Origin of the sequence: Pantoea sp. BRR-3P, from assembly GCF_039621635.1 — a bacterium.
GTDB classification, from domain to species: Bacteria; Pseudomonadota; Gammaproteobacteria; order Enterobacterales; family Enterobacteriaceae; genus Pantoea; species Pantoea floridensis.
Genome location: NZ_CP155066.1, coordinates 897,431 through 910,387 on the forward strand (window position 1 = coordinate 897,431; position 12,957 = coordinate 910,387).

Annotated in this window: 13 protein-coding genes; 10 read left to right on the forward strand and 3 right to left on the reverse strand. The window is 52.4% G+C overall.

What is annotated here, in order from left to right; translation table 11 throughout:
- The first annotated feature begins 26 nt into the window (after positions 1-26).
- Positions 27-605, forward strand: a complete 579-nt coding sequence (gene grpE, locus AAGR08_RS04100) for a nucleotide exchange factor GrpE (RefSeq protein ID WP_097097663.1) — start codon at positions 27-29, stop codon at positions 603-605.
- Between the two features lie 46 nt (positions 606-651).
- Here the strand turns inward: grpE and ung are convergent, their stop codons facing one another.
- On the reverse strand, positions 652-1,329 hold the full coding sequence (gene ung / locus AAGR08_RS04105; protein WP_345828688.1) for a uracil-DNA glycosylase: 678 nt from the start codon (positions 1,327-1,329) through the stop codon (positions 652-654).
- Between the two features lie 265 nt (positions 1,330-1,594).
- Here ung and grcA point away from each other — a divergent pair, with 265 nt between their 5' ends.
- Positions 1,595-1,978 carry an autonomous glycyl radical cofactor GrcA gene (gene grcA / locus AAGR08_RS04110; RefSeq protein WP_345828690.1) on the forward strand — a complete coding sequence of 128 codons (384 nt, stop codon included), beginning with the start codon at positions 1,595-1,597 and terminating at the stop codon, positions 1,976-1,978.
- 197 nt (positions 1,979-2,175) lie between these two features.
- Here grcA and srmB read toward each other — a convergent pair whose 3' ends face one another.
- Entirely contained in the window at positions 2,176-3,504 is a 1,329-nt protein-coding gene (gene srmB, locus AAGR08_RS04115) for an ATP-dependent RNA helicase SrmB (RefSeq protein WP_345828692.1), read from the reverse strand.
- Positions 3,505-3,645: 141 nt separating this feature from the next.
- Between srmB and AAGR08_RS04120 the strand changes: the two genes are divergently transcribed.
- Positions 3,646-4,395: a tRNA1(Val) (adenine(37)-N6)-methyltransferase gene (locus AAGR08_RS04120; protein WP_345828694.1), complete on the forward strand. Its 750-nt coding sequence runs from the start codon at positions 3,646-3,648 to the stop codon at positions 4,393-4,395.
- Here the strand turns inward: AAGR08_RS04120 and nadB are convergent.
- The gene (gene nadB, locus AAGR08_RS04125; RefSeq protein ID WP_097096394.1) at positions 4,392-5,999 is read right to left on the reverse strand and encodes an L-aspartate oxidase; all 1,608 of its coding nucleotides are present in this window, start codon (positions 5,997-5,999) and stop codon (positions 4,392-4,394) included. The two genes, AAGR08_RS04120 and nadB, sit on opposite strands and share 4 nt — an antisense overlap.
- A 441-nt stretch (positions 6,000-6,440) precedes the next feature.
- On the opposite strand from nadB, the gene rpoE reads away from it, so the two are divergent.
- From rpoE to rnc, 7 genes are all read left to right on the forward strand, one after another.
- Complete coding sequence (gene rpoE / locus AAGR08_RS04130) at positions 6,441-7,019, forward strand: RNA polymerase sigma factor RpoE (protein WP_007886161.1); 579 nt, start codon at positions 6,441-6,443, stop codon at positions 7,017-7,019.
- A 27-nt stretch (positions 7,020-7,046) separates the two neighbouring features.
- Positions 7,047-7,703 carry an anti-sigma-E factor RseA gene (gene rseA / locus AAGR08_RS04135; RefSeq protein WP_345828700.1) on the forward strand — a complete coding sequence of 219 codons (657 nt, stop codon included), beginning with the start codon at positions 7,047-7,049 and terminating at the stop codon, positions 7,701-7,703.
- Positions 7,703-8,659: a sigma-E factor regulatory protein RseB gene (gene rseB / locus AAGR08_RS04140; RefSeq protein WP_097096396.1), complete on the forward strand. Its 957-nt coding sequence runs from the start codon at positions 7,703-7,705 to the stop codon at positions 8,657-8,659. Before rseA ends, rseB begins: the two co-directional genes overlap by 1 nt.
- On the forward strand, positions 8,656-9,120 hold the full coding sequence (gene rseC / locus AAGR08_RS04145; RefSeq protein WP_097096397.1) for a SoxR-reducing system protein RseC: 465 nt from the start codon (positions 8,656-8,658) through the stop codon (positions 9,118-9,120). The genes rseB and rseC overlap by 4 nt, the downstream gene beginning before the upstream one ends.
- Positions 9,121-9,337: 217 nt before the next feature.
- A complete protein-coding gene (gene lepA / locus AAGR08_RS04150; RefSeq protein ID WP_097096398.1) occupies positions 9,338-11,137 on the forward strand; it encodes a translation elongation factor 4 in 1,800 nt (599 codons plus the stop codon).
- 9 nt (positions 11,138-11,146) lie between these two features.
- Positions 11,147-12,118: a signal peptidase I gene (gene lepB, locus AAGR08_RS04155; RefSeq protein WP_097096399.1), complete on the forward strand. Its 972-nt coding sequence runs from the start codon at positions 11,147-11,149 to the stop codon at positions 12,116-12,118.
- Between the two features lie 120 nt (positions 12,119-12,238).
- The gene (rnc, locus tag AAGR08_RS04160) at positions 12,239-12,919 is read left to right on the forward strand and encodes a ribonuclease III (RefSeq protein WP_036620136.1); all 681 of its coding nucleotides are present in this window, start codon (positions 12,239-12,241) and stop codon (positions 12,917-12,919) included.
- Positions 12,920-12,957: the final 38 nt, after the last annotated feature.

Below are 12,957 nucleotides of genomic sequence, written 5' to 3' on the forward strand. Positions count from 1 at the left end.
TGAATGTGCAAAACGCGGAGAAATTCATGAGTAGTAAAGAACAGAACACCCCAAACGAGCAAGTCTCAGAAGAAATTCAACAGGATCAGCAGCACGTGGACGCAGAGACAACCGCTGAGGTGGATCCTCGTGATGAACGTATCGCGCAACTGGAAGCTGAATTAGCACAGTCGCAGACCGGCGTGCGTGATGCACAGCTGCGTGCGCAAGCGGAGATTGAAAACATCCGCCGCCGTACCGAGATGGATGTAGAAAAGGCGCATAAGTTTGCCCTGGAAAAATTTGCCAACGAGCTGCTGCCAGTGATTGATAGCCTGGAGCGCGCGCTGGAAGTTGCAGACAAAGATAACGCCGAACTGGCTTCGATGATTGAAGGCATTGAGCTGACGCTGAAGTCGCTGCTGGGCGCGGTGCGTAAGTTTGGTGTAGAAGTGGTTGGCGATACTAACGTGCCGTTCAACCCGGAAATCCATCAGGCGATGTCAATGATGGAGTCTGACGATATGGCGCCAAACCATGTGCTGATGGTGATGCAGCGCGGTTACACCCTTAACGGCCGCCTGTTGCGTCCGGCGATGGTGGCAGTGACGAAAGCCAAAGGCTAATCTGTTACTGTAATGACAACGGCCGCTGAATGCGGCCGTTTGTTTTTCAGGGCAAAATCGGCATCCAGTCAATCGGCGTTTGACCTGATTGGCTTAGCAGCGCGTTAGCCTGAGAAAAGTGTTTACTACCAAAAAAGCCGCGATGTGCGGAGAGCGGAGAGGGATGTGGCGCCTTCAATACGTGATGTCGCTGAGTATCGATGATGCTGCCTTTCTTCTGCGCGTGCGATCCCCACAGCAAGAAAATCACGCCTTCGCGATGTTGATTGATGGCACTGATGACGTTATCCGTAAAGGTTTCCCAGCCAAAGCGCGCGTGTGAATGCGCCTTACTGGCCTCCACCGTCAACACGGTGTTCAACAACATCACGCCTTGCGTCGCCCAGCTTTCAAGAAAACCGTGCTGCGGACGAATAAAGCCGGGAATATCCTGCTCTAATTCTTTGTACATATTTAGCAGTGACGGCGGAATAGCCACGCCTGGCAGCACCGAAAAGGCCAATCCATGTGCCTGATTTGGGCCGTGATAGGGATCTTGCCCTAAAATGACCACTTTGATATCGCCCAATTCAGTTAGGCGGAAGGCGTTAAATACATCCTTCTGCGGCGGATAAACCGTCACACCCGCGGCGCGTTCATTGGCAACCGCTTTGAGCGTCTCAACGAAGTATGGTTTCTCTTTCTCTTCAGCCAGCACGTCGTGCCAGGTTAGCTTCTCAGCCATCATTGACTCCCTGCAAAATTTTGCAACTAGCTTAACGTGTCATGCTCAACAGCAGAAGGGTAAAAATAATTTGAATAATTGCAGAAAAAGTTAATTACTTAAATTGTTATGAATCAATTTGTTAGATTTAAATCGCTGATTGATGATTGGGCGAAATTGATACAGGTCAAAACAGCGGTCTTCTCGCGGTGATATACCAGAGCATTCGATAACGTCATTAACCTCGCCGTCCTGATGCGACGGCGTAATGCCCTGGAGGCCTTCTATGATTACCGGTATTCAAATTACTCAGGCAAACAATCCACAGCTATTGAACTCATTCTGGTTGCTGGATGATGATAAAGCCGAAGCGCGCTGCCTGTGCGCCAAAGGTGATTTCGTTGAAGATCAAATCGTTGCGGTCAGCGATTTGGGTGAAATTGCCTATCGTGAAATCCCGCTGGAACAGAAACCGCAGGTGCGCATTGAAGGTGGCCAGCACCTGAACGTTAACGTGCTGCGTCGTGAAACGCTGGAAGATGCGGTAAACCATCCAGAAAAATATCCGCAGTTGACCATCCGCGTTTCTGGTTATGCAGTTCGTTTCAACGCGCTGACGCCAGAACAGCAGCGTGATGTGATTACCCGTACGTTCACCGAAAGCCTGTAATTTTAGCGCTGACGAAAATACACACAGCAATACAAGCCGCGTGGAGGCCTATCGACGCGGCTTTTTTGCTTTTTAGGGGTTCAGTTCAGTGGACCGGATCGTAGTCTTAAAGTAATTCCACTGCGAAAGCAGTATTTCGCTACGCTTAAATAAAAAAATCGCCTCAAAAGAGGCGATTAAATGTAGTGAGTGCTGTTTTATTCCGCACCGGATTCTGACGCCTCGCTGCCGCTTGGCTTGCGGCGTTTACCGACATTTTTGGTATCGCGATGGCGTTTTTTCACGCGCGGTTTCTCTTCTTCTTTCTCTTTCTTCTCTTTACGCTTCGCCAGCGCCTTTTTCGACGGTTTTCCGGTTACTTTGGCACTTGGCGCGCGGCTTGCTGGACGCAGCTCTTCAATCACGCGCGCTTTCAACGGTTCGTTGATGTAACGAGTGATTTTGCCCAGCAGCACGTGATCGTGCGCTTCAACCAGAGAGATCGCGTTACCTTTACGGCCCGCACGCGCAGTACGACCGATACGATGCAGGTAAGTATCAGCGGTGCGCGGCAAATCGTAGTTAATGACGTGCGAAATATCGTCAATGTCGATACCGCGCGCGGCAACGTCAGTGGCGATCATCACCTTAACGCGGCCATCATTCATGCGCTTGATGGCTTCGTTACGGTTCACCTGCACCATTTCACCTTCAAGATAGCTCGTGCGAATGCCGGCTTCGTGCAGCCAGGTAACCAGCTCATGCAGACGCTCACGTTTGCGTACAAACACGATAACGCGCGTTGCATCGGGCTGGTTCAGCAGGTGAATCAGCAGCTTGTTTTTATGCTCGAGGTCGTCGGCGCGGTAATACCATTGCTGAATCTTTTTACGTTCGCTTTTGCTTGGGTCGGCCTCAATGAAAACCGGCTCGTTCAGCAAGCGCTCAGCGAAGTCTTTAATGTGTTCGCCTTCCAGCGTCGCAGAGAACAGCAGCGTCTGTTTGCGCCAGCGGGTTTCTGCGGCGATGGTCTCGATATCCTGAGCGAAGCCCATGTCGAGCATGCGGTCAGCTTCATCAAGAATCAGCGTTTCGACGGCGCGGCAGTCGAAGTTCTCTTCTTTGATGTACTGTAGTAAGCGGCCGGTGGTCGCCACCACGATATCCTGGTTTTCGCTGAAGACTTCAGCATGGTTCATATACGCCACGCCGCCGGTGATAGTGGCGATATCAAGGTGCGTATGTTTAGCCAGTTCACGTGCGTGATCGGCAACCTGCATCGCCAGTTCACGCGTCGGGGTAACAATCAGAATGCGCGGTGGGCCTGACTTTTTGCGCGGAAAATCGAGCAAATGCTGTAAAGCGGGCAGCAAAAACGCTGCAGTTTTCCCCGTCCCGGTTGGAGCCGAACCCAGAACGTCACGGCCTTCCAGCGCGGCAGGAATGGTCTCGGCCTGAATAACAGTAGGGCGAGTGAAGCCTTTTTCCTGCAAAGCTTGTAGCAGGCTTTCGTCGAGTTCGAGTTCGGAGAATGTGGTTACGGTCATGGTCTACCTCAGTTTGGGGCGCTGATTATAGACAGAACGAATATAATCTTCATCTGTTTGTGTAGGTATTACAGGCGCAGGTGAATTCCCATCCCCACCACGTTACACTTCCGGCAGTAAAAAATTCAATGGTAGTTAAGCATGTCTCAGGACCAACCGCCGGTGCGGGCGACGTTAAGAAAAGATGGTTTTACCTTTAAGCAGTTTTTTGTAGCGCACGATCGCTGTGCGATGAAAGTCGGTACGGATGGCGTATTGATCGGTGCCTGGGCACCGGTTGCGGGTGTGCGCCGCATTCTCGACATTGGCTGCGGTAGCGGGCTAATTGCGTTAATGCTGGCCCAACGCACGCCGCAACCGGTTGAAATTGATGCGGTTGAACTGGAAGCCAATGCGGCGAGCCAGGCGCAGGAAAATATGCAGGCCTCGCCATGGGCGGATCGAATAACGGTACATCATCAGGATATCGTGAGCTGGAGCGAGCAGTGTGAAAAGCGCTACTCACTGATCGTCAGTAATCCGCCTTTCTTTGCACCAGGCATGGCTTCCAGCAGCGCAGAGCGAGATGCCGCGCGCAGCACCACCACGCTCGATCATCGCACGCTGCTGCGCTGTGCCGCACAGCTGATCGAAGAAGAGGGCCTGTTTTGCGTGGTGCTGCCCGCTGAGGCGGGTGAAACGCTGATTTCGCTGGCGCAGGCGGATGGATGGCATCTGCGTTATCGTTACGACGTTGCCGCTTATGCCCAGCGTCCGCCGAATCGCCTGGTGCTGGGCTTTTCACCCACCGCTGGCGAAACGTTGCTGGAACGTCTTGCCATTCGTAATGAAGATAAAAGCTATTCGGCTGATTGGCTCAGCCTGGTCAAAGCGTTCTACCTATTCCGCTAACTTTTAGGCTGCAGGATGGTGGGTAACGCGTCGGCAAGGAGCTCGGGATTGTCGAGGGTGAAGTGCAGCCCGCGGCTCTCTTTGCGCTCCAGCGCGCAGCGCACCATCAGCTCGGCTACCTGTACCAGATTGCGCAGTTCCAGCAGATTGTTAGAGAGGCGGAAGTGAGCGTAGTACTCATCGATCTCCTGCTGCAGCAAATTGATACGCCGTAGCGCGCGCTCCAGACGTTTGGTGGTGCGCACAATGCCCATGTAATCCCACATAAAGAGCCGCAGCTCATGCCAGTTGTGCTGGATAACAACCCGTTCATCTGCATCATCTACGCGGCTCTCATCCCATGCAGGCAAATGTTCGACTGCGGTGACATCGGGTAGGCTAGCGATCATGTCTTCAGCCGCTGACCATCCATAAACCAGGCACTCCAGTAGCGAATTTGATGCCATCCGATTCGCGCCATGCAAACCGGTGTAGCTGACTTCGCCAATGGCATACAGCCCGTCAACGTCGGTACGGCCCTGTTGATCGACCATCACGCCGCCGCAGGTGTAGTGTGCTGCGGGTACGATGGGAATCGGATCTTTGGTGAGATCGAGGCCAAACGTCAGCAGCTTTTCATAGATCATCGGGAAGTGCGCACGCACAAAACTCTCCGGCTGATGGCTGATGTCGAGATACATGCAATCAACGCCCAGGCGTTTCATCTCGTGATCGATGGCACGGGCCACGACGTCGCGCGGCGCCAGCTCGGCGCGTTGATCAAAATCTGGCATAAAGCGCGTGCCGTCGGGACGCAACAGCCAGGCACCTTCACCGCGCAATGCTTCGGTTAACAGGAAGTTCTGCGCCTGCGGATGGAATAAACAGGTGGGATGGAATTGATTGAATTCCAGATTGGCCACGCGGCAGCCGGCGCGCCATGCCATGGCAATACCATCGCCCGATGCGACATCGGGGTTGGTGGTGTACTGATACACTTTCGCCGCACCGCCTGTCGCTAGCACCACGGCGCGCGCGCGGCAGGTTTCTACCTGTTCACGATTGCGGTTCCAGATCCACGCGCCCACTACGCGACGTTTCCCTGGCAGGCCGAGTTTATCGGAGAGGATCAAATCCACCGCATTAGTGCGTTCAATAATACGGATATTGGGATGGCTAAGCGCCTGACTTACCAACGTGGTTTCCACCGCGCGACCGGTGGCATCGGCACTGTGCAGAATGCGACGATGACTGTGGCCGCCTTCACGCGTGAGGTGGTAACGTGCTTCCCCATCACCGTGCGGCTCTTTGTCAAAGGCTACGCCATTATCAATCAGCCATTGCACGCAATGACGCGCGTTGCTGGCAATAAAGTTTACGGTGTCGCGATCGCACAAACCTGCACCGGCAATCAGCGTATCTTCCACATGCGATTCAATGCTGTCGGTTTCATCAAATACTGCCGCGATTCCGCCTTGGGCATACAGGGTTGAACCCTCATTGACCTGGGCTTTACTCAGCACGGTAACCTGATAATGCGGTGCCAGGCGTAATGCTAATGACAAACCTGCGGCACCGCTTCCGACGATAAGCACATCACACTGATATTCAGGGAGCGTAGTCATAATGTTTAATTTACTAAACAAAAGGTGGCTTGAGCATAAGCCCGGATGCGGTTGCTGTGAAGTATTTTGAACAAGATACGTGGAAAAATTATCCAGCAAAGAGAGATTGTAACGCGATATCAGTGAGTTAAGTTGAAAAATAAACAGAACGTGTTTTTTATATCAAACACTCTGAAAATTCAGGTAATAAAGATGAAAATGCAGGCGTCATAAGGTACTCTGCCAGCGATTATCGGTGCCGCAAAAGACACCGCCAGTGTGGCAAGTCGCTACACTGAAAGACAATCAACAACAATGATGTCGTGGTTCCGATACGGAAAAATTCTGGTCGTAGTGAACTTCAGGCCAACAGATCACTCTAAGCGCATGCTTGCTCAGAACAATGAGATGTGCTGGCAGTTCACTTACGCATAAAAAAGTTTTGGGGAGACATTACCTCGGATGAGCGAGCAGTTAACGGATCAGGTTCTCGTTGAGCGGGTTCAGAAGGGAGATCAAAAGTCCTTTAATCTACTGGTGATTCGTTACCAGCATAAAGTGGCGAGCCTGGTTTCACGCTATGTTCCTTCAGGCGATGTGCCTGACGTGGTTCAGGAATCTTTTATTAAAGCGTATCGCGCACTGGAATCATTCCGTGGCGACAGCGCCTTTTATACATGGCTGTACCGCATTGCGGTTAACACAGCGAAAAATTATCTGGTTGCTCAGGGGCGACGTCCACCATCCAGCGATGTGGATGCGATTGACGCGGAAAATTTTGAAAGTGCAGGCGCACTGAAAGAAATTTCGAACCCTGAGAACTTAATGTTGTCTGAGGAACTGAAACAAATCGTCTTTCGCACCATTGAGGCGCTTCCCGAAGATCTTCGTATGGCTATTACCCTCAGGGAATTGGATGGCCTAAGTTACGAAGAGATTGCCGTCATCATGGATTGTCCGGTTGGTACCGTACGTTCGCGTATCTTCCGTGCACGAGAGGCTATTGATAATAAAGTTCAACCGCTTATCCAACGTCAGTGATAACGGCTACTGGAAGGGTACCAAAGCATGCAGAAAGAAAAACTTTCCGCTTTAATGGATGGTGAAACTTTAGATAACGAAGTGTTGGCATCGTTGTCCAGGGATACGGATCTTCAGCAAAGCTGGGAAAGCTACCACCTCATCCGCGACACCTTGCGAGGTGATATCGGAGAAGTGCTGCATTTTGATATCTCCGCACGCGTGGCTGCGGCCATCGAAAATGAGCCAGCGCGCAAAGTGACTCCGCTGATCCCTGAAGCGCAGCCTGAGCCGTCTCGTTATGAGAAAATGCCGTTCTGGCGCCGCGGTGGGAGCTGGGCTGCTCAACTGACTCAGGTTGGTGTGGCGGCTTGCGTATCACTGGCAGTCATCGTTGGTGTTCAGCATTTCAACAGTTCTCCATCGGGCAGTGCTACTGAAGCCTCTGATTCACCAGCGTTTAATACGCTGCCAATGATGGGTAAAGCATCGCCAGTTAGCTTGGGCGTGCCTTCAGAAGCATTTGATACCAACAGCTCTAACCAGCAGGTGCAGGAACAGCGTCGTCGCGTGAATGCCATGCTGCAGGATTATGAGTTGCAACGTCGTCTGCATGCCGATCAGGTTCAGTTTGAAAAGAACGATCCGCAACAGGCTCAGGCTAATGTTCCCGGAAATCAGTCGTTAGGAACTCAGCAGCAGTAATGAAGCAGCTTTGGTGTGCCGTTAGCCTGCTGGCAGGCAGCCTGTTTTGCTCATCTATCGCCTCGGCGCAGACCTCTGCGTCCGGGGCGTTGTTGCAACAGATGGAGCAGGCAAGCCAGAACCTCAACTACGAATTTGCCTACATCAATGTCTCGCGCCTTGGCATTGAATCTCTGCGTTATCGTCACGCGGTTATCGACAATCGTATCTTCGCCCAACTCTTGCAGATGGATGGGCCGCGCCGTGAAGTCATCCAGCGTGGTAATGACATCAGCTATTTCGAGCCAGGATTGGATCCTTTCTCTCTGCCGGGCAATCACATTATTGATGCGCTACCTGGGTTAATGTTCGCGGACTTCTCCCGTTTGGGTGAGGCCTACGATTTCATCCCGGTGGGGCGCTCGCGCATGGCCGATCAGCTGTGTGAAGTGGTGCGCATCGTGTCACGTGATGGTACGCGCTACAGCTATGTGGTGTGGCTGGATGTCGATACCAAATTGCCGCTGCGGATCGATCTGCTGGATCGTGATGGCGAAACGCTGGAGCAGTTCCGCGTGATCAGTTTTGCCGTCGATGAAGGCGTACGTAATTTGATGCAGGGGCTGGAAAAGGCCAACTTGCCGCCTTCGCTATCGTTACCGGCTGGTGACAAAGTTGAACTCAGTTGGCAGCCAAACTGGCTTCCGGCGGGCATGAAGCTGATTTCACAAAGCCGACGTGATATTCCGTCGATGAACAAAACCGTTGAATCTCGTCTGTATAGCGATGGCTTATTTAGTTTTGCTATCAATATCACCCCTGCCGATAAAAGCAGTAGCGTGCAAGCATTGCGCACTGGGCGTCGTACGGTGCAGACAGAAGTGCGCGATAATCGTGAAATTACGGTGGTGGGTGAATTACCGCCCGCCACTGCCAAACGTATTGCGGACAGTATAGATTCGGGTGCACAAAAATGATGAGAGAATGGGCCACCGTTGTGGCGTGGAAAGAAGGTGTTGCCACGCTGCACACGGAAGCAAAAACCTCGTGTAATAGCTGCTCAGCACGCAAAGGCTGTGGCAGCCACGCACTTAATCAGCTGGGCCCTAAAAACGCACACGTAATGACAATCGCCAGCGCTGAGCCGCTCCAACCGGGTCAGCGTATTGAGTTGGGCATCCGTGAAAGTAGCCTTTTGGGTTCAGCGTTGCTGGTTTACATGACGCCGTTGTTTGGCCTGTTTTTAGTTGCAGGGATTTTTCAGATGCTGTTCCACAGCGATTTAGCGGCGGCCTGTGGCGCGCTGTTAGGCGGAATCGGTGGCTTTATTGTCGCTAAAGGTGTTTCTAACTTATTTGGCGATCGCGAGGCTTTTCAGCCCGTGATTCTCAGCGTTGCGTTACCTCCTGATGCATTGCGTGTGGAAAACGAAGCTTGATCCCCATCAGGCCGCGTCTAGTGCGGCCTTTTTCGTTCTGCTTAATCTCTGAATTCTGTTGCGATTCCCCACAGTTCCATTCTTTAACGCGCGACGTTAACAGTGTAATATGCGTCGTCATTAATGAGGCCGACAAGGTTTCGGGGAAAGCTCCCTTTCCTGAAAGTGTCTGTGCTCAAGTTTTCCACTGATTTTTTACGTGAAGATATTCATATAAATGAAGCACATACGAAATTTCTCCATCATCGCTCACATTGACCACGGCAAATCAACGCTCTCTGACCGTTTGATTCAAATTTGTGGTGGCCTGAGCGATCGTGAGATGGCTGCGCAAGTTCTTGACTCAATGGATTTGGAACGTGAGCGCGGCATTACCATTAAAGCGCAGAGCGTAACGCTCGATTACAAAGCGCTGAACGGTGAAACTTACCAGCTCAATTTTATCGATACTCCGGGTCACGTTGACTTCTCCTATGAAGTATCCCGTTCGCTGGCGGCGTGTGAAGGAGCATTGCTGGTGGTCGATGCAGGACAGGGCGTTGAAGCACAGACGCTGGCAAACTGCTACACCGCAATGGAAATGGATCTGGAAGTGGTACCGGTACTGAACAAAATCGACCTGCCTGCGGCCGATCCTGAGCGTGTGGCGGAAGAGATTGAAGATATCGTCGGCATCGATGCGACCGATGCGGTACGCTGCTCGGCGAAAACCGGCATCGGCGTGCCCGATGTGTTGGAACGTTTGGTGCGTGATATTCCGCCGCCAGAAGGCGATCCAGAAGGTCCTTTACAGGCGCTGATCATCGACTCATGGTTCGATAACTATCTTGGTGTGGTGTCGCTGATTCGCATTAAGAACGGCACGCTGCGCAAAGGCGACAAAGTGAAGGTCATGAGCTCTGGCCAAAGCTATAACGCTGACCGCTTAGGTATCTTCACGCCAAAACGCGTTGATCGCAACGAGTTGAACTGCGGTGAAGTAGGCTGGTTGGTGTGCGCGATTAAAGACATCCTCGGCGCGCCAGTGGGCGATACGCTGACCTTGCAGCGCAATCCGGCGGAAAAAGTGTTGCCGGGCTTCAAAAAAGTGAAGCCACAGGTTTACGCTGGCCTGTTCCCAATCAGTTCCGACGACTATGAAGCATTCCGTGATGCGCTGGGCAAACTGAGTCTGAACGATGCGTCACTGTTCTACGAGCCAGAGAGCTCAACCGCGCTGGGCTTCGGTTTCCGCATCGGCTTCCTCGGTCTGTTGCACATGGAGATCATTCAGGAACGTCTGGAGCGCGAGTACGATCTCGATCTGATCACCACCGCGCCAACCGTAGTGTATGAAGTGGAAACCACCGACGGTCAAACGATTTACGTCGACAGCCCGTCGAAATTGCCACCGCTGAATAATATCGCCGAACTGCGCGAGCCGATCGCTGAGTGTCATATGCTGCTGCCGCAGGAGTTCCTCGGCAACGTCATTACGCTGTGCATCGAAAAACGTGGCGTGCAAACCAACATGGTTTACCACGGCAAGCAGGTCGCGCTGACGTACGAAATTCCGATGGCTGAAGTGGTACTCGATTTCTTCGACCGTCTGAAATCAACGTCACGCGGTTATGCGTCGCTGGATTATAACTTCAAACGTTTCCAAACCTCTGACATGGTGCGTGTCGACGTGATGATTAACTCAGAACGTGTTGATGCGCTGGCGCTGATTACTCACCGTGATAACTCGCAATATCGTGGCCGCGATCTGGTGGAGAAGATGAAAGATCTGATCCCTCGTCAGCAGTTTGATATTGCGATTCAGGCGGCAATCGGCAACCACATTATCGCTCGCTCAACGGTCAAGCAGCTGCGTAAAAACGTCCTGGCGAAATGCTATGGCGGTGACGTTAGCCGTAAGAAGAAACTGTTGCAGAAGCAGAAAGACGGTAAGAAGCGAATGAAGCAGGTCGGCAACGTTGAGCTGCCGCAGGAAGCATTCCTTGCCATTCTGCATGTCGGTAAAGACAGCAAATAAGGATTTTTAATGGCTAACATGTTCGCCCTGGTTTTAGTGATCGCCACGCTGGTCACTGGCATTATCTGGTGTATCGATCGCTTTAAATGGGCTCCGGCTCGTCGTGCTAAACAAGCTGCGGCACAAGCGCAGGCAGGCAACGCGCTCGACAGTAAAACGTTGGCGAAAGTCGCAGCGCAACCGGGTTGGGTTGAAACTACGGCATCGGTATTCCCGGTGCTGGCAGTGGTGTTGATCGTGCGTTCATTTATTTTTGAGCCGTTCCAGATTCCATCAGGTTCAATGATGCCAACGCTGCTGATTGGCGACTTCATCCTCGTAGAGAAGTTTGCCTACGGTATTAAAGATCCGATTGCGCAAAATACGCTGATCCCTACCGGTCATCCGCAGCGTGGTGATGTCGCGGTCTTCAAATACCCGAAAGATCCAAGCGTCGATTACATCAAGCGCGTGATTGGTTTGCCGGGCGACAAAGTGGTGTTTGATCCGTACAGCAAAACCCTGACTATCAATCCGGGTTGCAGCAGCGGCAATTGCGACACGGCACTGCCGGTGACGTACACTAACGTTGAGCCAAGCAACTTCATTCAGACCTTCAGCGGTTTCGATGGTAATGAAACCGGCAACGGCTTCTTCGAAGCACCGCAGGGCGAAACCATGAAGGGCGGCCTGCGTCTCGGCACGCGTAAAGAGACATTGGGCAACGTAACGCACGATATCTTGTTAGTAAACGAAGCGCAGAGTCAGGCAAGCATGTATTATCAGCAGCCGGGTCAGCCGCAATCGACATGGATTGTGCCGGAAGGGCAGTATTTCATGATGGGTGATAACCGTGATAACAGCGCCGACAGCCGCTACTGGGGCTTTGTGCCCGAGAAGAATCTGGTCGGCAAAGCGGTTGCTATCTGGATGAGCTTCGAGAAACAAGAAGGACAGTGGCCGACCGGCGTGCGCTTTAGCCGCATTGGTGGGATTCACTAATTAGCTTTAAAAAAAGGTTGGCCTTCCGTAAGGGAGGCCAGTGCACACGAAACAGAACAGGTTGGTACGCAGCCCTGTTTCGTATGCAGAGTGACAGACGCACAGAACAACTGGAATCGCATGAACCCCATCGTCATTAACAAGCTGCAGCGCAAACTGGGCTACACTTTTACTCATCCGGATTTATTGCAGCAGGCATTGACGCACCGTAGTGCCAGCAGTAAACACAATGAACGTCTTGAATTCCTTGGCGATTCTATTCTCAGCTACGTGATCGCTAATGCGCTTTATCACCGCTTCCCGCGCGTCGATGAAGGCGATATGAGCCGCATGCGTGCCACGCTGGTGCGCGGCAATACGTTGGCAGAGATGGCGCGTGAATTTGACCTCGGCGAATGTTTACGTCTTGGTCCGGGCGAGCTGAAAAGCGGCGGTTTCCGTCGGGAATCGATTCTCGCGGATACCGTTGAGGCGCTGATTGGCGGCATTTTCCTTGATAGCAGCATTCAGACCGTCGAAAAGCTGATTCTTGATTGGTATCACTCGCGTCTGGAGCAGATCAGCCCAGGCGATAAGCAAAAAGATCCGAAAACGCGCCTGCAAGAGTATTTGCAAGGGCGTCACCTGCCGCTGCCCTCATATCTGGTGGTGCAGGTGCGTGGCGAAGCCCACGATCAGGAATTCACCATTCACTGTCAGGTGAGTGGCATGGCAGAACCGGTGGTGGGCATTGGTTCCAGCCGCCGTAAAGCCGAGCAAGCTGCCGCCGAACAGGCATTAATTAAGCTTGGCCTCGAATAAATAAGTCACATCGCAGCGTCGAAAGCGGCGCTGCCCAA

Bases quoted from the DNA above. Each gene is read 5' to 3' on its own strand.
- grpE (WP_097097663.1), top strand. From the start codon at position 27: ATGAGTAGTAAAGAACAGAACACCCCAAACGAGCAAGTCTCAGAAGAA.
- ung (WP_345828688.1), bottom strand. From the start codon at position 1,329: ATGGCTGAGAAGCTAACCTGGCACGACGTGCTGGCTGAAGAGAAAGAG.
- grcA (WP_345828690.1), top strand. From the start codon at position 1,595: ATGATTACCGGTATTCAAATTACTCAGGCAAACAATCCACAGCTATTG.
- srmB (WP_345828692.1), bottom strand. From the start codon at position 3,504: ATGACCGTAACCACATTCTCCGAACTCGAACTCGACGAAAGCCTGCTA.
- AAGR08_RS04120 (WP_345828694.1), top strand. From the start codon at position 3,646: ATGTCTCAGGACCAACCGCCGGTGCGGGCGACGTTAAGAAAAGATGGT.
- nadB (WP_097096394.1), bottom strand. From the start codon at position 5,999: ATGACTACGCTCCCTGAATATCAGTGTGATGTGCTTATCGTCGGAAGC.
- rpoE (WP_007886161.1), top strand. From the start codon at position 6,441: ATGAGCGAGCAGTTAACGGATCAGGTTCTCGTTGAGCGGGTTCAGAAG.
- rseA (WP_345828700.1), top strand. From the start codon at position 7,047: ATGCAGAAAGAAAAACTTTCCGCTTTAATGGATGGTGAAACTTTAGAT.
- rseB (WP_097096396.1), top strand. From the start codon at position 7,703: ATGAAGCAGCTTTGGTGTGCCGTTAGCCTGCTGGCAGGCAGCCTGTTT.
- rseC (WP_097096397.1), top strand. From the start codon at position 8,656: ATGATGAGAGAATGGGCCACCGTTGTGGCGTGGAAAGAAGGTGTTGCC.
- lepA (WP_097096398.1), top strand. From the start codon at position 9,338: ATGAAGCACATACGAAATTTCTCCATCATCGCTCACATTGACCACGGC.
- lepB (WP_097096399.1), top strand. From the start codon at position 11,147: ATGGCTAACATGTTCGCCCTGGTTTTAGTGATCGCCACGCTGGTCACT.
- rnc (WP_036620136.1), top strand. From the start codon at position 12,239: ATGAACCCCATCGTCATTAACAAGCTGCAGCGCAAACTGGGCTACACT.